Here is a 21,177-nt window from a genome sequence, read left to right as displayed (position 1 = left end):
TTGGCGTCAGGATACGCCCCGAACTATGCAGCGCGGGTCATCCGGCGCCAAGAGGCGGCGGAGCCCCAGCCTGTTACGGGCCAGCAAGGATACGGCCATGACCGGCAAGAAGCACATTCTCATCGTCGATGATGAGGCAGACTTCCGCGAAACGCTCTCCGAACAGTTCGAGCTGAGCGAGGGCTTCGAAGTCACCGGCGCGGGCACCGGTGAAGACGCCCTCCGCCTCGCCGCGTCGCAGCGCGTGGACATTATCGTTCTCGATGTCGACATGCCCGGCATCACCGGGATCGAGACCTGCAAGCGCCTGCGCGCCGCCGGGGTGCGTGCCCCGGTCATCATGCTCACCGGCCGCACCGGCGAGGCCGACACGGTCGCCGGTCTCGATGCCGGCGCAAATGACTATGTCTCCAAGCCCTTCACCTTTTCGGTCCTGCTTGCCCGCGTGCGCGCGCAGCTGCGCACCTTCGAACAGACCGAAGACGCGACATTCGAAATCGGCCCTTACGAATTCCGCCCCTCCACGAAGACGCTGCGCACGAAGGAAGGCAAGCGGATCCGGCTGACCGAAAAGGAAACCGAGATCCTGAAATATCTCTACCGGGCCGGCGGCCGGCCTGTAGCCCGGGAAACTCTGCTCACGGAGGTTTGGGGCTACAACGCCGCTGTGACCACCCACACGCTGGAGACCCATATCTACCGCCTGCGCCAGAAGGTGGAGCCCGATCCCGGCAATGCCCGCCTGCTGATGACCGATCCGGGCGGGTACCGCCTGCAACCATGATCATCGCGCCTGCCGATCCGGCCGATTATCCAGCGCTCGCAGACCTCTGGTATGACAGCTGGATGTCGATCGGCATCGCCAACGATACCGATCTTGACCGCGACGGCGTGCGAGCCCGCTTCTTCCGGGAGACCGCCCACTGGGCGCTGTTCGCCGCAAAGACCGGCGGAGAGGTGGCCGGGCTTCTCGCCCTGCTGCCGGCGGAAGACCGTATCGACCAGATCTTCGTGCATCCGGACCGGAAAGGGCAGGGGATAGGCCTTGCGCTGCTGGCCGAATCGAAGCGGCAGATGCCCGGCCGGATCGTCCTCACCACGCATGAAACGAATTTGCGCGCCCGGTCTTTCTATGAACGCGAAGGCTTTCGCCTCGATTGGCACGAAATCGATGACGTCCATCGCCGCGTGAAGTATCACTACATCTGGACGCCGGCCTGAAAGCCTAGACCTTCACATCCACACTGATCGGTGCGTGGTCGGAAGGTTTCCATCCACCGCGCCAGGCAAGGTGTACACGGAAGGAGTCCACTTTCGCGTCTCCAAGCGCTTCCTTGTTGGCCCAGATATGATCCAGCCGGCGGCCCTTGTTCGACGCCGCCCAGTCTGCTGCGCGGTAGCTCCACCAGGAATACAGCTTCTGCTCGTCCGGCACAGCCAGTCGGGCGATGTCTGCAAATCCGGCCGCTTTGCGCGCCGCCTCCAGCCGTTCGGTCTCTTCCGGCGTGTGGGACACGATGCCGAGCAGCTGTTTGTGGGACCACACATCGTTCTCATGCGGCGCCACGTTCAGGTCGCCCACCAGGATGCGCGCCGCGCCTTTCTTCAGTTTCTTGTAGCCCGGGCCCAGCCGGTCGAGGAAATCCAGCTTGTGCGCGAACTTCTCGTTGGCGGCCGCATCCGGAACATCGCCGCCGGCGGGCAGGTAGATGTTGTGGATTTCCAGGCCGGATTTAAGCCGCGCGGCAATCACTCGCGCATGGCCTTCGCGGCACAGGTCCGGCGTGTCGACTTCCTCAAGCGGCAGGCGCGAGGCGATCGCGACCCCCGCATGGCCGCCGCGTTGTCCGCGCATCACGACATGGCCGAGCCCCATGTCCTTGAACGCCTTCAGCGGGAATTCCGCATCCTGGCACTTGGTTTCCTGCAGGCACACCACGTCGGGTTTTTCGGCCGTGACGAAGCTCTCGACGTTCGGCGCCCTCAGGCGGACCGAGTTGATGTTCCAGCTGACGATCTTGAGGGGTTTGGCCATCCGGTCTGACTAGCAGCGCTGCCCCAAACGTCAACGCGCCCGAGCGCGGGGAGGCTCGGGCGCGTTGGACGTTCCTGAGAACGTCTCTTTTCAACCAGCCGATCAGGAGCCGGTCTCGACGGGAGCGGGAGGGGTCGCAGCGGGGGGGTCGGTGCTGCGTGAGGTTTCCTTGACCGTCGACAGTTGTATTATTGTCACTCGCCCAAGGATTCTCAAGTTAATTGGGCGTAATTCTCTTGACGGGGTTACCGGTTGTCAAAGTCGCGCAGGATGAACAGGCGCGGGTTCAGCTTGGCGCCGACTTCCACGCCGCTCAGCAGTACGCTCGTGCGTCCACCGCTTGCATCAACGGTCCGCCAGCCGGTCAGTGCATTGTCCTTGTTGTCGAGGATCACGGTCAGCGTGCCATCGGTTTCGCCCGACTTGTCGCGCACCGTGATGTTCGTCCGGTCGGCCGTGCGGCGCACGTCGATCACCTCGGCCTGCTTCTCGAAGTCCAGCTTGTCCGACAAGAGCAGCGATAGCGGCGTCTGCGACAGCGGCACGCGGTCGGTCGTCTCCAGCTCGCTGTCCTGCAGCGCCACGGTCGTACCGTCGCTCACCAGCAGCAGCGGCGTCGGATCGTCATAGTCGAACCGCACCTTGCCGGGACGCGACATCGCGAACTGGCCGGTCGAAAGCGAACCGTCCGGCGAATACTGCTCGAACTTGCCCCGCGCCGTTTTCACGTTCGCGAGAGCCTTCGAGGCTTCCTTCAGCAGCCTTGTGCGTTCGGCCGCCGTCATCGGCGCAGTCGTCTGCGCCTCGGCGGTTACGGCCGGCTTGGGCTGGACCTGTTTCAGTCCCACGGTCAGCGGTGCACCCAGGATCAGGGCGATGGCGCTGGCACTGGCGATCAAGTTCATCATGTTTCGGCCTCCTGTGACCTTTCGATCAGGATCTACACTTAAGCGTCTGAACCCTGCCTAAACAGGGCAAAAGGCTGATTTGTCTGCCACAATCGGTTGGCGGGCGTTCAGGTCCGCCGCCGCGAGGCGCGCCGGATGAACGCAGGTTCCGCGCCTTGCGGATTTTCCGGCGGCATCCCATCTTGCGCCCTGACTCTCAAGGGACATCCGATATGGCAACCGCAGGCCTGCAGCACACCTCCGACGGCACCGATCAGGGCTTTATGGCCGACGTGGTCGAAGCTTCCATGACCCAGCCGGTGATCGTGGACTTCTGGGCACCCTGGTGCCAGCCCTGCCGCATTCTCGGCCCGGTCCTCGAAAAGGTCGTCGAGGCCAAGAAGGGCGCGGTCAAGCTCGTCAAGATCAACACCGAAGAGCACAACGCCTATGCGAGCCAGCTCGGCGTGCGCTCCATTCCCGCCGTTTACGCCTTCCACAAGGGCCGCCCGGTCGATGGCTTCATGGGCGCCCTCCCGGAATCGCAGGTCTCGGCTTTTGTCGAACGTCTGCTCGGCGGCACCGACAGCGCGCAGGTGATCGCCGAAGCGCTCGGCCAGGCCGAAGCAGCCAGCCAGGCGGGCGACATCCCGCTCGCCGCCGAGATCTACGCCGCTATCATCCAGGAAGATCCCGAGAACACCACCGCCATCGCCGGCCTCGCGCGCTGCTACCTCGCCAATGGCGATACGGCCCGCGCCCTCGCCACGCTCGACATGGTTCCCGAAGCCAAACGCAACGAAGCCGCCGTCAAGAGCGTCCGCCTCGCCATCGAGATGGCCGCCGAGGCGCCCGCGCCGACCGAGCTGGATGCGGCCCTCTCCGCCGTCAGCGCCGATCCCGGCAATCACGACAAGCGTTTCGAACTCGCCGAACAGTATGCTGCCGCCGGCCGCTACCAGGACGCGGCCGATCATCTGCTGATCATCCTCTCCGCCAAGCTCGGCTGGGCGGAGGGCAAGGCCAAGGACAAGCTTCTGAAAATCTTTGAGGCCGCCGGCCCGACCGATCCGGTCACCATCGAAGGCCGCCGCCGCCTCGCGTCGCTGATGTTTGCCTGACAGGGGGCTTTGCCCCACCTTGTCGGGACACTGATCCAGAAAGGCAGGGCCATGGTGCCGATCCGCAAGATCTCAGACCTGCCGGAGACGCTCGCCGTCTTCCCCTTGCCGGGCGTGCTCGTCTTTCCGCGCTGGGACTTGCCGCTGAACATTTTCGAGCCGCGCTATCTCAACATGGTCGATGATGCGATGGCCGGCACCCGCCTGATCGGCATGATCCAGCCGGTCGGCGGCTCACGGGCGCATCCGGATCTCGCCCGCGTTGGCTGCGCGGCCCGCATCACCCGCTATAGCGAAACCGAAGACGGCCGCTACCTGATCACACTGACCGGCATCTGCCGCTTCGCCGTGCGCGCGGAGCTGGACGTCACGTCGCCCTACCGGCAGGTCGTACCGGATTGGTCGCCCTTCGAGGCGGACCTGTACGAAACCCCCGCCACAGGCCTCCCGGACCGGCTCGCGCTCGTCGGCGCGCTGCGCAGCTATACCGAGGCGAACGCGCTGCAGGCGGACTGGGCCGCCGTCGACATGGCGCCGATCGAAACTCTGGTGCATGCGCTCGCTTCGGGCTGCCCGTTCGATCCATTGGAAAAGCAGGCACTCCTCGAAGCGGACACGCTCGCCGACCGAGCCCGCGTGCTGACCAGCCTGCTCGAAATCGGCGGTAGTGGCCCCGCGCCCGGACCCATGCAATAGGAAACCCCATGAGCGATCCTGAAACCTACCCGGCCTTTGCCCCCTCCGGCGTCGATCCGCGCCTCCTCGAAATCCTGATCTGCCCGGTCACGCGCCTGCCGCTGGTCTATGACCGCGCCGCGAACGAGCTGATCTCGAAGAAAGCGCGCCTCGCCTATCCGATCCGCGGTGGCATTCCGATCATGTTGGAAGAAGAAGCCCGCGACCTGGATGAAGAGCCCGCCGGCCCGGCAGGGGAGGGCGCATGAGCGCGCTTGCCTGGCCCGCCCGGCTCACCTTCCGCGCCGGCGCGCAGGAGATGCTCGCCGAATTCGATGACGGCAAGTCCGGAACGGTCGGCTACAAGCGCCTGCGCGAGGAAAGTCCGTCTGCGGAGGTTCAGGGCCATGGCGGTGGGCCGAAGCCGCCACAGGCGCCGGTGCCGGATGACATCCGTGTGCTGAAGGCCGAACCGGTCGGGCGCTATGCCGTCCGCCTCTTCTTTTCGGATGGTCATTCGAGCGGCCTTTATACGTGGGACCTGATCCGCGCGCTGACGGTCGGGGACTGACGGAAGCTGTATCCGGAGTGGAGCGGCGCGCGGACGGCGCCGCTTAGCGCATCAGGCTCGGCATCGTCGCCTGCGCGGCGCTCGCCTGTCGCGCCATCGCGCGGCGCAGCGGTCCCACCCGGTTTGCCACCGTCAGGGCAATGCCCCGCAGTGGCTTCAGAACCGGATTGTCGTTCGAGAAGGTCCGGTCGATCAGGTCCATCGACATCGCGGTCGCATAGGAATCGAACCGGCGCCATTGCTGGTAGCGCGACAGCACCGTGTCGCTGCCCGGGTCAAGGCCGGCGGCGCGCGCCTCGGTCATCACATCGATCAGCGCACCGACATCCTTGAAGCCGAGGTTCAGGCCCTGGCCGGCCAGCGGGTTGATACGGTGAGCGGCATCGCCCAGAAGCGCGGTGCGCGGACCGGTCATGGCCAGCGCCACCTGCATCACCAGAGGATAGGAGAGGGGAGGGCCGTCGAGATGCATCTCGCCGGCAAAGCGGGCGAAGCGCGCATTCAGTTCGGCTTCGATGGCGGCCTTCGGCTGTTTCACCAGCGCTTCTGCGGCGCCGCCCTTCATATACCAGGCAAGGTTCGCGCGGTTGCCGGGCAGGGGCAGGGTCGCAAACGGGCCTTCCGGGGTGAACAACTGGCGTGCGATGCCGTGGTGTGGCCGCTCCAGCGTTACGTCCGCCGCGAAGACGGACTTGCCATAGCTGCGACCTTCGGTGCGGATGCCCAGCGCGGTGCGCACCGGTGAGTGCAGTCCGTCACAAGCCGCCACCAGTCCGGCCCGCAAGGTCTGCCCGTTCTCCAGCGTGATAACAGCCCCGGCCGGACCGGTTTCCATGCCCGAAAACCGGGCACCCTTCAGCCAGGTTAGGCCCTGCGCCGCGGCTGTTTGACGGTCCAGGGCGGCCTGCAGCGCGGCCGCAGGCACCATCTGGCCCAGCGCGTCCTTGCCCGTTCCGCCGCCGAGGTCGTCATTCGAGAAGGCCACATGCGGCGCTCCGAACCAGTGGGTGCCGCCATCTTCGGCTTCGAGTCCGTTGAGAGGCGTGATCACATCCGCCAGTTCGCCCGTCACGCCGGTCGCGCCGAGCAGGCGCCAGCTGCCGCGAACAATGGCAAAAGTCCTTGTATCTCTTGTTGTTACGGGATTTTCTAGCCGCGCATCGATCAGCGTTACGGAGAAGCCGGCGCGCGCCGCAAGGATACCCAGCGACGTGCCGACAGGACCCGCGCCAACGATGGCGAGGTCGCAGTCCTGAAGGGGATCAGCGTGTGTTTCAGCCATAAGAAAGCGTTATCCATGCTGCAGTGCGGCGTCCAGTGGTGGCAGCGATTTGGGCGTTTGGTCGCAAGCGTGCACAAGGATTAACCAACGGGCACTCGAATCGGGCGCCGTGAGCGTGTGCCGTGCGACTTTTTCGGGCAGGCGAAATCATATCGGCTCCGGGAGAACACGGGGGGTCCTGGGTTCTGCAGCACTGAAACAAAGGAGGGGCCGATGGGCCGATTGACTGGATTATTGATCCGCGGGGCGACACTTGCACCGCTGTCGCTATTGGCGGCCGGGGTAGCATTCGCCCAGGAAGCCGCGCCGAGCCTGGAAGAACGACTCGCAGCACTCGAAGCGGCCACCGCCGTGCCGGCCTATGTCGACAACAGCTACCTGTTCCTGATCGGCGGCCTCGTCGTCATGTTCATGGCCGCCGGATTCTGTATGCTCGAAGCGGGCCTTGTTCGCTCCAAGAACGCCGCCATGCAGTCGATGAAGAATGTGCTTCTCTTCGCTGTGGCCGGCCTGATGTTCTGGCTCACGGGTTACAATCTGGCCTATCCGGGTGACTCCACCCTGCTGTCCGGCCTTCTGCCGACCAATCTCTCGATCTGGTCGCCCGGTTCACTCGAAGAAGACAATGGCGGCTATGCGTCGGGCTCTGACTGGTTCTTCCAGATGGTGTTCGTGGCAACGGCGGCATCGATCGTGTCCGGCACCGTTGCCGAGCGCGTAAAGCTCATTCCGTTCCTTCTCTTCACCGTCGTGCTGACCGGCGTCATCTACCCGGTGGTCGTGTCGTGGGAATGGGGTGGCGGCTACCTCGACGCACAGTGGGCCTTCTCCGACTTCGCTGGCTCGACGCTCGTTCACTCGGTCGGCGGCTGGGCAGCTCTCACCGGCGCCCTGATCATCGGCCCGCGCACCGGCAAGTATTTCGGCAAGGGTGTAAACCCGATGCCCGGCTCGAACATCCCGCTTGCTGCCCTCGGCACGCTGATCCTGTGGCTCGGCTGGTTCGGGTTCAACGGTGCCTCCCAGCTTGCGGCCGGTACCATCACCGACATCAACTCGGTCTCGATCATCTTCGTGAACACCAACATGGCGGCCGTCGGCGGTTGCCTTGCAGCGGCGGTCACCACGGCGGTGCTCTACAAGGGTAAGATCGACGCCACCATGGTCTTCAACGGCGTCATCGCGGGCCTCGTCTCGATCACGGCTGAGCCGCTGACCCCGACCATCGGCCAGGCCGTCCTGATCGGCGCTGTCGGCGGTGTCTTCGTGGTCATCACGGTTCCGCTGCTCGACAAGCTGAAGATCGACGACGTCGTCGGCGCCATCCCGGCTCACCTTGTCTGCGGTATCTGGGGCACGATGATCGTTCCGCTGTCGCATGGCGGTGCCATAACTCCGAACGAAGCCGGTGACCCGAGCTATCTCGGCCAGCTGGTCGGCGTCGGCCTCACCGCGGTGTTCGTGATGATCGCCTCGACCATCGTCTGGTTCGCCCTCAAGTTCACGCTCGGCGTCCGCGCCAGCCAAGAAGAAGAGATGATGGGCATGGACCGCGCCGAAGTCGGTCTGGAAGCCTATCCGGAGTTCACCCGCACCTGAGCGCGGCCCCTTCGGGAACAACCTGGCGCCCCGGTGGAGAAATCCACCGGGGCGTCCTGCTTTGGCTTTCAGGAATTTAACCTCGCCGAATTCCAGTGAAATCAGGCCTTCGGGCATGAAAAACCTGCGAATTCCACAGCCTCCGTTTGCCGCATGTTAAGGCTAACCGGCGAAACCTGTTGCTCCGCCTCTCGCCAACTCCGGAGCGTTTTCCCCCATGCAAGACACCGACATCCGAGACGAAGAGCTGCGCACGGTGAGCGATCCGGTCTGGCGGATCCTCACGGGCGCTGCCGCGTTCGGGGCAGGGGTCTTCGTCTGCGGCAGCGTCGGCTCCTACCTGCCGTCCGATCCGAGCTGGAACGCCGCCACCGGCGCCGACGTGCAGAACCTGTTCGGTTCGCCCGGCGCCATTTTCGCCGATGTCGCGCGCCAGCTGCTCGGCTGGTCGGGCTGGATCGCCGGTCTCGCCCTGATGATCGGCGGCGCCATGCGCGCCGTCCTCGTCGGCAAGCCGCGCATCCGCCGCTGGATCTACGGCACCGTCGCCGTGCCTCTGTCGGCTGCCGCCTTCGCGGCCTGGCCGGTTCCGGAATCCTGGCCGCTCAGCGCCGGCCTCGGCGGCATGTTCGGCGACGGCGTGTTCAACCTGGCCGTATTGCCCTTCCGCGCCCTGATGCTGCCCGCGCCCGCCAGCTGGGCCGGCTTCCTCCTCGGCGCCGCTGCCCTCTGGGCCGGACTCGCCGCGCTCGGCTTCCGCCGCCGCGACGCGCTCCTCCTTCAGGAAACCGCCACCCGCTCCGGCAAGCATGCTGCAGTTTCCGCCGCAGGCCTCGGCGGCTTCCTGATCCGTCTCGGCCAGCAGCTGTCCGAGCGCCAGCCGCAGCCGGTTCGCCTCGACGAGCCGGTTTCGGGCGACCGCACCCTGATCATCAAGCATGACGACGACTATGTCCCGTCCTCGCGCTACCTGCCGGACGATGCCGACGAAGATGACGACACCGGCTATGGCGCCTCCGCCTGGGACGAGGATGAAGACCTCGACGACGATGCTGAGCCCGCCGCCCCGCCGCCCGGCCTGCGCTTCGCCGTGCCGCGCCCGGCGCCGCGCACCGTCGCCCCGAAAGTCGCCAAGCCCGAGCGCCGCCGCGTCTCCACCCGCCTGCCATCGCTTGACCTGCTGCAGGTCCCCGAAGAGCGCCGCGAAACCTTCGACGAGGACGCCCTCCTCGCCAAGGCCGCCCGCCTGTCCGAAGTCCTCAAGGAGTTCGGCATCCAGGGCCGCATCAAGGAAGTGCGCCCCGGTCCGGTCATCACCCTGTTCGAGATGGAGCCCGCCCCCGGCGTGAAGTCCTCGCGCGTCATCACGCTCGCCGACGACATCGCCCGCTCCATGTCCGCCGTCTCGGCCCGTGTGGCGGTCGTACCCGGCAAGAACGCCATCGGCATCGAACTGCCCAACGATGAGCGCGAGAAGGTCTTCCTGCGCTCCATCCTCCAGTCGGATGCCTATGTGAACTCGCGCGCTTCGCTGCCCGTTGCCCTTGGCGAGGATATCGGCGGCCAGCCCACCGTGGTCGATCTGGCACGCATGCCGCACCTGCTCGTCGCCGGCACCACCGGTTCGGGCAAGTCGGTCGGCGTCAACGCGATGATCCTGTCGCTGCTTTACCGCCACACGCCGGAACAGGTCCGCCTGATCCTGATCGACCCGAAGAAGCTCGAATTCACCGTCTATGAAGGCATCCCGCACCTGCTGGCCCCGGTCATCACCAAGGCGCCGGAAGCCGTCAACGCGCTCAAATGGGCCGTGCGCGAAATGGAAAGCCGCTACGAGCTGATGTCCAAGGCCGGCGTGCGCAACCTGGCCGGCTTCAACGAGAAGGCTTCGAAATACCGTGCCGCCGGCGAGCCGCTGGTGCGCAAGGTCCAGACCGGCCTCGATGAATTCGGCAAGCCGGTCTACGAAACCGAATCCCTGCCGATCGACCACATCCCGCAAATCGTCATCGTCATCGACGAGATGTCGGACCTGATGGTCGTCGCCGGCAAGGAGATCGAAGGCTGCCTGCTGCGCCTCGCCCAGATGGCCCGCGCCGCCGGCATCCACCTGATCACCGCTACCCAGCGTCCGTCCGTGGACGTCATCACCGGCACGATCAAGGCGAACTTCCCGACCCGTATTTCCTACATGGTCACCAACAAAGTCGACAGCCGCACCATCCTCAACGAGCAGGGCGCCGAACAGCTGCTCGGCAACGGCGACCTCCTGCACCAGGAACCCGGCAAGAAAACCCAGCGCCTGCACGGCCCCTTCGTTTCCGACGAGGAAGTCTGTCACGTCGCCGACTGGCTGCGTGAACAGGGCGAGCCCGACTATGTCATGGACGTGCTGGAATCGAAGGATGACGGCTCCACCGGTTCGCCCGTCATGGACGCGATGCTCGGCATGGGGGAGGGCGGCTCGGGCGGCAGCGACGACGACAACGCGCTCTTCTCCGAAGCGGTTCAGGTCGTCATCCGCGACCAGCGCGCCTCGACCTCCTACCTCCAGCGCCGCCTCAAGGTCGGCTACAACAAGGCGGCCGGCCTGATCGACCGGCTTGAGGAAGAAGGCATCATCTCCGCCCCCAACCATGCGGGCAAACGCGAAGTCCTCACCAAGGGCAAGAACGCCGCCTAGGCGGCCGCTGCAACAAGCTTTGGTGGGCACAAAGATAAGGGCTCCCGACCTCCCGGAGATGGAGGCGGGAGCCCGGTTCGTTTGAGCACCTGAGTCTTGCGTGCACCCGGCAGAGAACGCCCAAACCCCTCTCCCGTCCCCCGGGAGAGCAGGGCCATCGCCCACATGCGATCGCCCTGCCATTCATGGGGAGGGTTGGGGCGGGTCCCCTACCAGGCTCACCCCATCGGATACAGGATCTCTTTCGTCACCGCGTCGCAGGCCTTCATCACTTCCGGCGACAGCTCCAGGTCGGCCGCCGCCAGAATGTCCGCCAGCTGATCGAATTTTGAAACACCTACAATCGTGGAGGCCACGAAGTCATGTTGCTTCGACCACGCGGTCGCCAGCGTCACGACGCTGGTGCCGGCCTCGGCGGCGATCTTCATGAAGCGTTCGGTGGAGGCCAACGTCTTCTCGTTGACGAAGCGCTGCGCCATCGCCGTATGGCGGCCGCCGAGATTGATATAGCGCGAGAAGCGTGCGCCTTCCGGCGTGGCGCCGTTCTGGTATTTGCCCGACAATACCCCGCCGCCGATGGGGGAGTAGGGGATCAGGCTCACGCCTTCCTCGCGGCACACTTTCGCAAGCGCATCCTCGAAGCGCCGGTTGTTCAGCGAGAAATTGTTCTGGATCGTCTGGTAGCGCACCGCGCCGAGGCGGTTGGACGCCTCGATGGATTTCATCAGGCCCCAGGCGTCCTCGTTGGAGCAGCCGACGATGCGCACAAGACCTTCGCGGCAGAGCTCGTCGAGGGTCTCCATCGTCTCGTCATAGGCAATGCCATGGTCGGGCCAGTGGGTCTGGTAGAGGTCAATATAATCCGTCTGCAGACGGGTCAGGCTCGCTTCCACGGCGCGGCGGATATTGTGGCGGTCAAGCGCCGTCATGCCGGCGCGCTGCGATCCCTTGATCCAGCCATGCGAAGGTCCGCACACCTTTGTGGCGAGGATGATCGCGTCGCGGTCCTTGGTCTTCATCCAGCGGCCGACGATCTCTTCCGTCAGGCCGCCATACTTGATGTCCGGCGGCACGGGATAGTTCTCGGCCGTGTCGAAGAAGTTGATGCCGGCATCGAGGCTCGCGTCGAGAATCCGGAACGCTTCCTTCTCGTCGGTCTGCGTCCCGAAGGTCATGGTGCCCATGCAGATGTCGGACACGTAGATGGCGCTCTTGCCCAGGCGGCGATGTTTCATGTTGGATTGTCCCTCTGACTTTGGCGATCTGACCGGCGCCGCCCTCTTCAGGTAGCGGTTCTTTCCCCGGGCGCAAGGCAGCCCGCCGCGTCAAGCAGGTCGAGCGCCGGTTTCAGGCCGGCCTCATACCGCTTCCAACGGGCCAGCGCCGAAGTGTAGAGCGGCTCGCGCACCTGCGCCGAACTCGCCGTCGCCACCGGCGCCGCATTCTCGTGGAAGGCCAGACAGGCCGGCTCGAAAGGCAGGCCGCAGAAGTCCAGCAGCCGCCGCGTCTCGGTCTCGAGATCCGTCACCACCTTCTCGTAATGCACCACCGAGAACCGGCCGGCCGGCAGCGCCGCCTCGAAGGCCCGCACCATCCGGTCGAACTGGATATAGTAACGGGCCGTGTCCTCAAGCCGGTAGGCGTAGTTGTAATAGGAGAAGCTGGTCGCGAACATCTGCCGGTAGTTCGACAGCACCGTATCCGCCGGATGGCGCCGCAGGCAGATCACCCGCGCCTCCGGCAGCGCCGCGAGGATCACCGGGGCGAGCAGGATGTTCAGCGGCATCTTGTCGGTGAACCGTCCGGTCAGGCCGAGCGAGGCCGCCACGCTCGCCATGTAGGCGTTGCCCAGCGCCGTCAGGTCGAGGCGGGCTGCCGCGTCCAACGTGGGCGGGTCGAGCACCAGGTTCGACGGGGTCCGCGCCATCCGCTTCAGGCAGAGCGCGAAGTCGGTGAGCTCCCCGGCGGCGGACAGCTGGCTATGGCTCGACAGGATCCGGTCCACCAGTGTTGTGCCGGTGCGCGGCATGCCGCAAATGAAAACCGGCGCGCCCGTCGCCGTGCTCGTCGGCGTCCGGAGGGTTCCGGCGGCGCGGATCGCGGCTTCGGCGAGCGCGGCATCGGCGGCAGGGTCATGCGCCAGACGTGTCCGCTTGTGGGCTTTCGCCTTCTCCAGCCAGTCGAGCGCGACTTCCGGCTGGCCGAGATCCTCGGCCGCCTTGGCCAGTGCATGGCCGATGCGAAGCGCCGCGTCGGCGTCGGCGCCCCGCGCGGCGAACATCGCCTCCAGCGCGGCCACGTCATTGGCAGCCGGTGTCTGCCGGGTGATCTGGACAATGGCGGGCAGGCCGCGCGTGTCGTTCGGGTCCGCCTCGGCGCAGCGTCGGTAGGCCTCGCGGGCCGCATCCATCTGGCCGGCAAACTGCAGGGCAGCGGCGTGATTGTAATGGTAGTTCGCCTTGCCGGGTTCGGCGCCCGCGGCCCGGGCATAGAAGGGCAGGGCCTCGCTGTGCAGCCCCGCCCGGCTGAGCACCACGCCGATCGTGTCCAGCGTCAGGGCATCGTTCGGCTTCAGGCGCGCGGCGGCCCGGGCGGCCTCCACCGCTTCACTTCGGCGTGACAGGGCGATCAGGCACCGCGCCCGCTGGGCATGCGCCCCGGCATGGTCGGCCCGCCGCGCCAGCGCCGCGCGGAACAGCTCGTCGGCCTTGGCATAGTTCTCATGGTCGCTCGTCAGTATGCCCAGCAGGTAATAGGCCTCGGCATTCGCCGGTTCATCCTTCAGCACGGCGAGGCACAGACCGTGTACGGTCTGGTACGCCTTGCGCGCCAACAGCTCCGCCGCCTCGACCATCCGCGGGTCGTTTACGCCTGAATTTTGGGCAGTGTAGGCCAAGGCATCCCCAAAAGTGGTTCCATGGATGTCAGTCTGTGCCCTTTTTGCTGCATCTCGTCGCAAAATGAAAGCAGGCCCGTTTCACCCGCTTGCACAATCGCAAGCGTCCGAACCTTATTGACGTGTCGAGGGACGGTTCTGTAGCCGAGAAGGAATAAAAAATGTCGCGCAAAAATCTTCTGCTCACCGCCAGCGCGGCGGTGCTCGTATCATCTATTGCCCTGTCTGCCTCCGCCCAGGAGGCCACCGATTCCGCTGACAGCGAATTGCGGGTCGAGGCCGTCACGGTCACCGCCACGCGCCGCGCCGAAAGCGTCCAGGATATCCCACTGAACATCGCCGCCGTCGGCAGCGCACAGATCGAGGAGCAAGGCTTCGACGAACTCGCCGATGTGCTCGCCTATGTGCCGGGCATCAACGTGGTCGACCGCGGCGGACGCCAGGGTAATCCGATCATCGTACGCGGCCTCAACGCCGATGGTCTCGGTTCGGGTGATGGCAACAATGACGGGGGCGGCACGGTCGCCACCTATATCGGCGAAGTCCCGGTCTTCCTTGACCTGAAGCTCAACGACCTTGAGCGCGTCGAAGTGCTGCTCGGGCCGCAAGGCACGCTGTACGGCGCCGGCACGCTCGGCGGCGCGATCCGCTACATCCCCAGGAAGCCGGACTTTGCCGGCGACACGCTGGACCTGCGTCTCGAGGCCTCGCAATATTCCGAGGCGGACAGCCTGTCCTATGACACCGGCTTCACCTTCAACAAGGCGATCACGTCCAACTTCGCGGTACGTGGCTCGCTCGATTTCGAAAACGATTCGGGCTTCACCGATTATCCGTTCGTCGTGCGCGAGATCGGCGTGTCTGATCCGGACCCGGATTTCTCAGATCCTGCCGCCGTTGCCGCCAACACCTACCGCATCAGCGATGCGGACAGCGAGGAGGTCATCTCCGGCCGCCTCGCCGCGCGCTGGCAGCCGACCGACTGGCTCGATGGCACGCTGACCTATTATCTCCAGAAATCCGATATCGGCGGCCGCCGCGGCGTGAGCCAGCAGCCGACCGTGCCGACCGGCGATTATGAACTCGCCAAGCGTGTGCCGGAGCCGAACGAGATCACCAACCAGCTGCTCGCGCTGGAAGTGGTGGCCGACCTCGGCTTTGCCGAGCTGACCTCCGCGACCGGCTATTCGCGGTACAATGATGACGGACAGCGCGACCAGACCGATTTGCTGATCACGCTGGAATATAGCTACGAAGCCTTCCCGACCTTCACCGCCTATACGCATGAGAAGGGCAAGGAAGAGCGCATCAACCAGGAACTGCGCCTCGTGTCGAAGACCGAGGGCCCGCTGAACTGGATCGTCGGCGCGTTCTACAATCAGCGTGAATCGGCGTCCTACTCGGCAGAATACACGCCTGGCTATGCCGCGTATGCCGGCTTCAACCGGCCGGACGATCTCGAATACTATTCGCAGTTCTTCTCGAAACTCGAAGAGTCCGCCTTCTACGGTGAGATCGGCTATGACATCACCGACAAGTGGAGCGTCACGGTGGGGGGGCGCTACTACAAGTACGATCTGGAATCGTACAACGATGTCGACTTCCCGCTGTTCGACCCGACCTTTGCGCCGGTTGGCGTCAGCTCGCTCCAGGACAGTCTGCAGGCGGACTATGCCGCTGGCAGCCCGAATGGCACCGAGAAGACCGGCCAGTCTGACAACGGCACGCTTTTTAAGTTCAATACGTCCTACAAGTTCACCGAGGACTTCCTCGGTTACCTGACCGTGTCGGAAGGCTACCGGATCGGCGACGACAACGGTGTCGGCGATTGCCCGGCCTTCGATCCGCTTGCGCCGAACGTGCAGGGCGCCTGCGCCCTTGCGCCGGGCCAGCAATATGGACCGAACGCGGGCGACATCTCGACCCGTGACGAACGCCAGTACTTGTCGGACACGACGACCAACTACGAGGTGGGCTTCAAGTCCACGCTCGCCGATGGCCGGGTCACGCTGAATGGCGCAGTCTATTATGTCGAATGGAACGACCCGCAGCTGTCTTCGGCCACGATCAATGCGTCGATCCCGATCATCGTCAACGCGGACGGTGCCGAGTCGAAAGGCGTGGAACTCAATGGCCAGTGGATCGTTTCCGACGCCCTGTCGCTGCGCGGCAGCTACAGCCATACCGAGGCTTCGCTGACGGCGCTCGCGCCGGGCCTGGTCAGCACCATCTCGCCTCCGGGCTTCGGTACCGTGCTGCTGGATGGTCAGGATGGCGACCGCCTGCCGGGTTCGCCGGAAGACCAGTTCTCGCTCTTCGGTTCCTATGTCCACGATCTCGCGGACGGGCGTACACTGACCTTCAACGGCGGCTATGCCTGGCAGGGCGATGTGCTGACGCGCACCGGCGGCCGGGGCGGCGGCATCACGCTGGACAGCTACGGCGTGGCCAACGCGTCGGCGGTGTACGACACGGGCAAGTGGTCGGCGACACTGTTCGTTAATAACCTGCTTGATGAGTATTACGAGACCGGAGTTGTATCCACGCCGCTGTTCAACCAGGTGCTGACAGACGATGATGGCGGCGACGTCAACACGCGCAGCTACTACACCTATGTCGGCGCACCGCGCGTCATCGGCGTCCGGTTCAATTACAAGATCGGATAATCAGAAGGTCTGAAGCGGCCCGGCTTGCCGGGCCGTCGGGGCACCGGGGGGTGTTCAGACTGGAAAAGGCCGCCCGTCGGGGCGGCCTTTTTTGTTTGTGGGCAGTGCAGGCGGCGGGGAGGGGCTACTCGCCCAGCCCGTTAAAGAAGACAGCGCCGTCCTTCATGACGAAGTCGACGTCTTCCAGCTGGCGAACGTCCGCCAGCGGATCACCGTCGACGGCGATGATGTCAGCGCGTTTGCCGGCCGTCAGGCTGCCGATTTCGTCCTTGAGGCCGAACAGTTCGGCATTGCCGAGGGTCGCGGCGCGGATCGCCTCGGCGGGCGTCATGCCCCATTGGACCATGTAGGCAAACTGGCGGGCGTTGACCCCGTGCGTGTAGACGCCGGCATCGGTGCCGAAGGCGATCTTCGCGCCGGCCTTCACGGCCGCCTGGAAGCGTTCACGCTGAGCCTTGCCGACGGTCTTTTCCTTCTCGAGCGATTCCGGAAGGATGCCGGCCGCTTCGCCTTCGCTGAGGATGAAGTCCGAAACATAAATGTCCATCGACAGGAAGATGCCCTTCTTGATGGCGTCCTTCAGGCTCTGGTCGGAGATCAGGCTGGCATGCTCGACCGAGTCGACGCCGGCCTCGATGGCGGTCGCGATACCCTTGGCGCCGTGGGCGTGAACGGCCACCTTGAGGCCCAGCTCATGCGCCTCGCTGACGATGGCCTGCATCTCTTCCAGCGTGAATTGCTGCGCGCCAATCGTGGTGCCTTTCGAGAGGACGCCGCCGGTGCCGCAGAACTTGATGACCTCTGCGCCGTATTTCTTGTTCTCGCGCACCTTCTGGCGCACCGCCCACGGACCATCAGCGACGCCGCCGCCGACCGAATGGTCTTCATAGGGAAGCAGGTTAGAGTCGCAATGCCCGCCGGTGATGCCGATGGACTGGCCTGCCGGGATGATGCGCGGGCCCGGAACCTCGCCGCTGTCGATGGCATGCTTCAGGTCCACATCGGTGAAGCCCGGCGCGCCGAGATTGCGCACGGTGGTGAAGCCGGCGCGCAGGGTCTTCTCCGCATTGGCGACGCCGGAAATGGCGGCGGCGGGGGTGGAGACGGTGAGGCGGCGGAAGCCGTGCAGGTCGGCGCGGTTCGTGAGGTGGACGTGGCTGTCCGACAGGCCGGGCAGCAGCCAGGCGCCGGCCATGTCGATCTTCGTGGCGCCCGAGGCGCCGAGCGTGCCCGTCCGGCCGACCGCCTTGATCTGCCCGTCCTCGACCAGCACGTCGTGGTCCTTCATCACCACGCCGCGCTCGACATCGACGACATGGCCGCCCGACAGGAGCAGGGTTTCGGCGGAGGCGGCGGCACTGACAGCCAGCAGGCTGGCGGCGGCAAGGAGGGTTCGGAGCATGGCGTGATTCCTGATCGGCTGACCCTTGAGACCTAGCCGTCCGGGGGCGGCTTGGCCAGTCCGGGGCGGACCACAAAATCCGGGTGGCGCGGCTTTGGGCACAGGCCTATAGGACCGTCGATGAACGCTGCGCTCCGCCTCGGATTTCCTGCCGCTCTCGGCTGCTACCTGATCTGGGGCAGCCTGCCTTTGTACATCCGCGCGATGAAACATGTCGGCGCGTTCGAGCTGCTGGCCCAACGGGTGATCTGGTCGGTGCCGACCGCCATCGTGCTGATCGCGCTGGCGGCCAACTGGCGGGACGTGAAAGCGGCGTTCAAGCCCGCGAACCTGAAATGGCTGGCCCTGTCGGGCGTGCTGATCGGCGCCAACTGGGCGACGTACATCTGGGCCGTGAACGCCGACCACGCGATGGAGGCCTCGCTCGGCTATTACATCAACCCGTTGGTCAACGTGTTGTTCGGCATGCTGATTTTTTCGGAAAAGCTGCGCCCGGCGCAATGGGCGGCGGTGGCGATTGCGACCGTGGGGGTGTGCGTCATGGCGTTCGCCTTCGGGCATGTGCCCTGGGTGGCACTTGCGCTGTGCGTGACGTTCGCCTTCTACTCGGTGATCCGCAAGAAGGTGGCCATCGACAGCCGGGCCGGTTTCCTGGTCGAGGTTGTCGTGCTGGTGCCGCTGGCACTCGGCTGGTTGGTCTGGTTTGCAAAGACGCAGCCCGGCGGACGCTGGATGGGGGAGGGCGGCTGGGATGTTGCCCTGCTTATGGCGGCAGGTCCGATCACGGCCTTCCCGCTGATTCTGTTCGCGCTGGCGGCCAAGCGGCTGAAGCTCTCGACCGTCGGCATGATGCAATACATCGGGCCGACGATCCAATTCCTGATCGCGCTGTTCGTGTTCCGCGAACCGTTCAGCCCGGTGCATGCTGTGGCGTTCGGGTTCATCTGGACGGCGCTGGTCGTGTTCACGGCCGACAGCCTGATGGGCGAGGCCAAGGCCCGGCGCCTGGCGCGGACCGCACGGCCGGCCTGACGAGTCAAAAAAGCGGCGGCTCCCGAAGGCGCCGCCGCGAAGTCTCTTGAGTCAGATGGGCTTCCGATTCGGGTGTTACGGAGCAAGGCGCGTGCCAGTTCGCCTCACACGCGCATCGGGGTCAGCGCGATCCAGATCGCGATTCCCGTCAGAAGGCCCGCAAATAAGAGGCGCGCGGCCAGCGAGGTGCGCCAGGTTTCCAGCCGCGCACCCAGCGAATCGGCCAGCAGCACGATGAAGATGTGAACGGTCGCGGCGATGGTTAAGTGGATCAGTCCCAGGATGAGACTTTGCAGCCAGACCGGCCCGTCGGAGGCATCAATGAACTGGCCGATCAGCAGCACATAGAAGACGAGCGCCTTGGGGTTCAGCACATTGGCGATCACCCCGCGCACGAAGCCGCGCGCGGCGTCCATGTTGGCTGGCACGGCCGAGCGACCGTCCATGAAGGCTTCACAGGCGAGGTAGAGCATGAAGGCGACGCCCGCCCAGTGGAGCAGGGTGAAGACGGACGGGGCGGCGGCTACGAGGGCGGCGAGGCCAGTGATCGCGGCGAGCAGCTGGAGGCTGAGGCCGAGTGTGATGCCGGCGACGGCGGCAAAGCCGGCCTTGCGGCCCTCGCGCATCGACAGAGCCGCCAGCCAGCCCATGTTCGGGCCGGGCGTCAGCTCGACCACGACCATCGCAAACATGAAGCCGACCCAGTCGATGCTTGCGAGCATGCTCAGAGGCACCCTGCCACAGTCTCCACCAGGCGCACGGCGCGCGGGTCCCCGACAAGGATGTTCGACTGCCGGTTCATCACATAGGCGCAGGTTAGGCCGCGCGACGGCGAAGCAATCGCCAGCGAGCCGCCCCAGCCGCAATGGCCGAGCCCGTCCTCGAACGGGCCGAAGGACTTGTAGCTGTTGTGCATGATGCCGGCGCCGAAGCGTGTGGTCAGCGGGAGCACGAGGTCCGGCCCGTCCACGCGGGGTGTGATGAGGGTCTCGAAAGTGGCGGGACGCATCAGGCGCTTGCCGCCGATCAAGCCGACATGAGCATAGGCATTGTAGAGGGTGGCAGCCGCCGAGGCGGTGCCATGTCCGTTGGCGGAGGGAATCTCGATCTCGCGCCAGATGGCGCCGCCCCGGTCGGGCGCGGACCATTTCGACACGAAGGCCGCGCGGCGGGCGGGTGTGATCTCGCCGAGATCGGCGAGCGCCTTCGGACGGAGGATCTCTGCCACGCGGGCATGGTCGGCTTCGGGCAGGCCGATCTGGAAGTCGATGCCGAGCGGCGCGCAGATGTCTTCGCGCAGGATCGTGCCGAGCGTGCGCCCGGTGATCCGGGCGACGATCTCGCCGACGAGATAGCCCCAGGTCAGCGGATGGTAGCCGTGCGCGCTGCCGGGCGGCCACATCGGGGCGAGCTCGGCGAGGGCACCGGCACAGGCAGGCGGGTCGAGCCAGAGGGCGGGGTCGATCTCCTCGGCAAAGCCCGGCAGGCCGGCCTGATGGCTGGCCACTTCGCCGATCGTGACCGCGCCTTTTCCGGCCGCGGCGAATTCCGGCCAGACTTCCGCGACCGGCGTTTCATACCCGGCCGGCAGTGCCTCGGTTGCCATCGCCAGCACGAGAGCGGAGATGCCCTTGCTGGTGGAATAGACCGGCACGAGGGTGCGCGCGTCCCAGGGCCGGGTGCCGGCCCGGTCGGCCCAGCCGCCATTGAGATCGACGACGACTTCGCCGTCGAGGATGACGGCAAAGCCCGCGCCCTGTTCATCCCCGTGCGCAAAGTTCTCGGCGAAGGCCTCCTCGACCGGCTCGAAACCGGGCGCGACAAAGCCGGAAAGGGGGAAGGGGGCGATGTCAGCCATTGAGGAATTTCTCCATGTGGAAGCGTTGGAAGGTCTCGCCGCCAAGGCTTACCGTTTCCGGCGCGACGACCGCAAAGCCCATGGCTTCGAAGGGCGACTTCGCATGCAGGCTCGCATGGGTCCAGAGCCGGTTGTGGCCGCGCAGCGCGGCTTCGGCCTCCAGCGCTGTATAAAGTTGTCGGAACAGGCCTCGTCCCTGTGCTTCGGCACGGATGAAGGCAAGGTCAACTTCTCCTTCCTGTGTCAGGGTCAGAAAGCCAAGGGGGCTCCCTTCTGCCGCCGCCATCCAGACCCGCTGCGAACCCAGTCGCGCAGTCCAGTCGGCGCCCTCGCGCGGGGCAGGCGACCATGCGGCGCGCTGCGCTTCGGAATAAGCGGTCGCGGCCTCGCGTACAGCGTCGTGCAGCACCTGGCCCAGCGCGCCGAAATCTGCCGGGTTTGCTCGCCTGATCTGGACATCACCGCGCATG

The 21,177-nt window shown here is 65.5% G+C and carries 19 protein-coding genes; 10 read left to right on the top strand and 9 right to left on the bottom strand.

Going from position 1 to position 21,177, the window contains the following annotated elements:
- Positions 1 to 97: 97 nt before the first annotated feature.
- Together GC148_RS06750 and GC148_RS06745 are read left to right on the top strand one after the other, a co-directional pair.
- Positions 98 to 784 carry a response regulator transcription factor gene (locus GC148_RS06750; protein WP_291069812.1) on the top strand — a complete coding sequence of 229 codons (687 nt, stop codon included), beginning with the start codon at positions 98 to 100 and terminating at the stop codon, positions 782 to 784.
- A complete protein-coding gene (locus GC148_RS06745) occupies positions 781 to 1,221 on the top strand; it encodes a GNAT family N-acetyltransferase (RefSeq protein WP_291069810.1) in 441 nt (146 codons plus the stop codon). Before GC148_RS06750 ends, GC148_RS06745 begins: the two co-directional genes overlap by 4 nt.
- A 4-nt stretch (positions 1,222 to 1,225) precedes the next feature.
- Here the strand turns inward: GC148_RS06745 and GC148_RS06740 are convergent, their stop codons facing one another.
- Together GC148_RS06740 and GC148_RS06735 are read right to left on the bottom strand one after the other, a co-directional pair.
- Positions 1,226 to 2,035: an exodeoxyribonuclease III gene (locus GC148_RS06740; RefSeq protein ID WP_291069808.1), complete on the bottom strand. Its 810-nt coding sequence runs from the start codon at positions 2,033 to 2,035 to the stop codon at positions 1,226 to 1,228.
- Positions 2,036 to 2,280: 245 nt separating this feature from the next.
- Entirely contained in the window at positions 2,281 to 2,943 is a 663-nt protein-coding gene (locus GC148_RS06735) for an outer-membrane lipoprotein carrier protein LolA (protein ID WP_291069806.1), read from the bottom strand.
- 212 nt (positions 2,944 to 3,155) lie between these two features.
- On the opposite strand from GC148_RS06735, the gene GC148_RS06730 reads away from it, so the two are divergent.
- From GC148_RS06730 to GC148_RS06715, 4 genes are read left to right on the top strand one after another with little or no spacing between them, the layout of a single operon-like run.
- The gene (locus GC148_RS06730; RefSeq protein ID WP_291069804.1) at positions 3,156 to 4,043 is read left to right on the top strand and encodes a co-chaperone YbbN; all 888 of its coding nucleotides are present in this window, start codon (positions 3,156 to 3,158) and stop codon (positions 4,041 to 4,043) included.
- Positions 4,044 to 4,094: 51 nt separating this feature from the next.
- Entirely contained in the window at positions 4,095 to 4,739 is a 645-nt protein-coding gene (locus GC148_RS06725; RefSeq protein WP_291069803.1) for an LON peptidase substrate-binding domain-containing protein, read from the top strand.
- 8 nt (positions 4,740 to 4,747) lie between these two features.
- Positions 4,748 to 4,987 (top strand): Trm112 family protein, encoded by a 240-nt coding sequence (locus tag GC148_RS06720; protein WP_291069801.1) that lies wholly within the window; start codon positions 4,748 to 4,750, stop codon positions 4,985 to 4,987.
- Positions 4,984 to 5,289, top strand: coding sequence for a DUF971 domain-containing protein (locus GC148_RS06715; protein WP_291069800.1), 306 nt, complete (start codon positions 4,984 to 4,986; stop codon positions 5,287 to 5,289). Before GC148_RS06720 ends, GC148_RS06715 begins: the two co-directional genes overlap by 4 nt.
- A gap of 43 nt (positions 5,290 to 5,332) precedes the next feature.
- Here GC148_RS06715 and GC148_RS06710 read toward each other — a convergent pair whose 3' ends face one another.
- On the bottom strand, positions 5,333 to 6,571 hold the full coding sequence (locus GC148_RS06710) for an FAD-dependent monooxygenase (RefSeq protein ID WP_291069798.1): 1,239 nt from the start codon (positions 6,569 to 6,571) through the stop codon (positions 5,333 to 5,335).
- 213 nt (positions 6,572 to 6,784) lie between these two features.
- On the opposite strand from GC148_RS06710, the gene GC148_RS06705 reads away from it, so the two are divergent.
- Positions 6,785 to 8,170, top strand: a complete 1,386-nt coding sequence (locus GC148_RS06705) for an ammonium transporter (protein ID WP_291069796.1) — start codon at positions 6,785 to 6,787, stop codon at positions 8,168 to 8,170.
- A gap of 217 nt (positions 8,171 to 8,387) precedes the next feature.
- A complete protein-coding gene (locus GC148_RS06700) occupies positions 8,388 to 10,853 on the top strand; it encodes a DNA translocase FtsK (protein WP_291069794.1) in 2,466 nt (821 codons plus the stop codon).
- 218 nt (positions 10,854 to 11,071) lie between these two features.
- Here the strand turns inward: GC148_RS06700 and GC148_RS06695 are convergent, their stop codons facing one another.
- Positions 11,072 to 12,088, bottom strand: a complete 1,017-nt coding sequence (locus GC148_RS06695; protein WP_291069793.1) for an aldo/keto reductase — start codon at positions 12,086 to 12,088, stop codon at positions 11,072 to 11,074.
- Between the two features lie 47 nt (positions 12,089 to 12,135).
- The gene (locus tag GC148_RS06690; protein WP_291069791.1) at positions 12,136 to 13,707 is read right to left on the bottom strand and encodes a tetratricopeptide repeat-containing sulfotransferase family protein; all 1,572 of its coding nucleotides are present in this window, start codon (positions 13,705 to 13,707) and stop codon (positions 12,136 to 12,138) included.
- Between the two features lie 203 nt (positions 13,708 to 13,910).
- Here GC148_RS06690 and GC148_RS06685 point away from each other — a divergent pair, with 203 nt between their 5' ends.
- Complete coding sequence (locus GC148_RS06685; protein WP_291069789.1) at positions 13,911 to 16,415, top strand: TonB-dependent receptor; 2,505 nt, start codon at positions 13,911 to 13,913, stop codon at positions 16,413 to 16,415.
- Positions 16,416 to 16,539: 124 nt separating this feature from the next.
- Here GC148_RS06685 and GC148_RS06680 read toward each other — a convergent pair whose 3' ends face one another.
- Complete coding sequence (locus GC148_RS06680; RefSeq protein ID WP_291069787.1) at positions 16,540 to 17,817, bottom strand: amidohydrolase family protein; 1,278 nt, start codon at positions 17,815 to 17,817, stop codon at positions 16,540 to 16,542.
- A 120-nt stretch (positions 17,818 to 17,937) separates the two neighbouring features.
- On the opposite strand from GC148_RS06680, the gene rarD reads away from it, so the two are divergent.
- Positions 17,938 to 18,849 (top strand): EamA family transporter RarD, encoded by a 912-nt coding sequence (rarD, locus tag GC148_RS06675; RefSeq protein WP_291069785.1) that lies wholly within the window; start codon positions 17,938 to 17,940, stop codon positions 18,847 to 18,849.
- A 104-nt stretch (positions 18,850 to 18,953) separates the two neighbouring features.
- Here the strand turns inward: rarD and GC148_RS06670 are convergent, their stop codons facing one another.
- From GC148_RS06670 to GC148_RS06660, 3 genes are read right to left on the bottom strand one after another with little or no spacing between them, the layout of a single operon-like run.
- Complete coding sequence (locus tag GC148_RS06670; RefSeq protein WP_291069783.1) at positions 18,954 to 19,571, bottom strand: LysE family translocator; 618 nt, start codon at positions 19,569 to 19,571, stop codon at positions 18,954 to 18,956.
- Positions 19,572 to 19,573: 2 nt separating this feature from the next.
- Positions 19,574 to 20,707: a serine hydrolase domain-containing protein gene (locus tag GC148_RS06665; protein ID WP_291069781.1), complete on the bottom strand. Its 1,134-nt coding sequence runs from the start codon at positions 20,705 to 20,707 to the stop codon at positions 19,574 to 19,576.
- Positions 20,700 to 21,176 carry a GNAT family N-acetyltransferase gene (locus GC148_RS06660; protein WP_291069780.1) on the bottom strand — a complete coding sequence of 159 codons (477 nt, stop codon included), beginning with the start codon at positions 21,174 to 21,176 and terminating at the stop codon, positions 20,700 to 20,702. The genes GC148_RS06665 and GC148_RS06660 overlap by 8 nt, the downstream gene beginning before the upstream one ends.
- Position 21,177 lies beyond the last annotated feature (1 nt).

It is taken from the genome of Hyphomonas sp. (assembly GCF_016125515.1).
Lineage (GTDB): Bacteria > Pseudomonadota > Alphaproteobacteria > Caulobacterales > Hyphomonadaceae > Hyphomonas.
The sequence above is the reverse complement of the archived record's forward strand: the minus strand, read 5'-3'. Positions and strand labels throughout refer to the sequence as shown.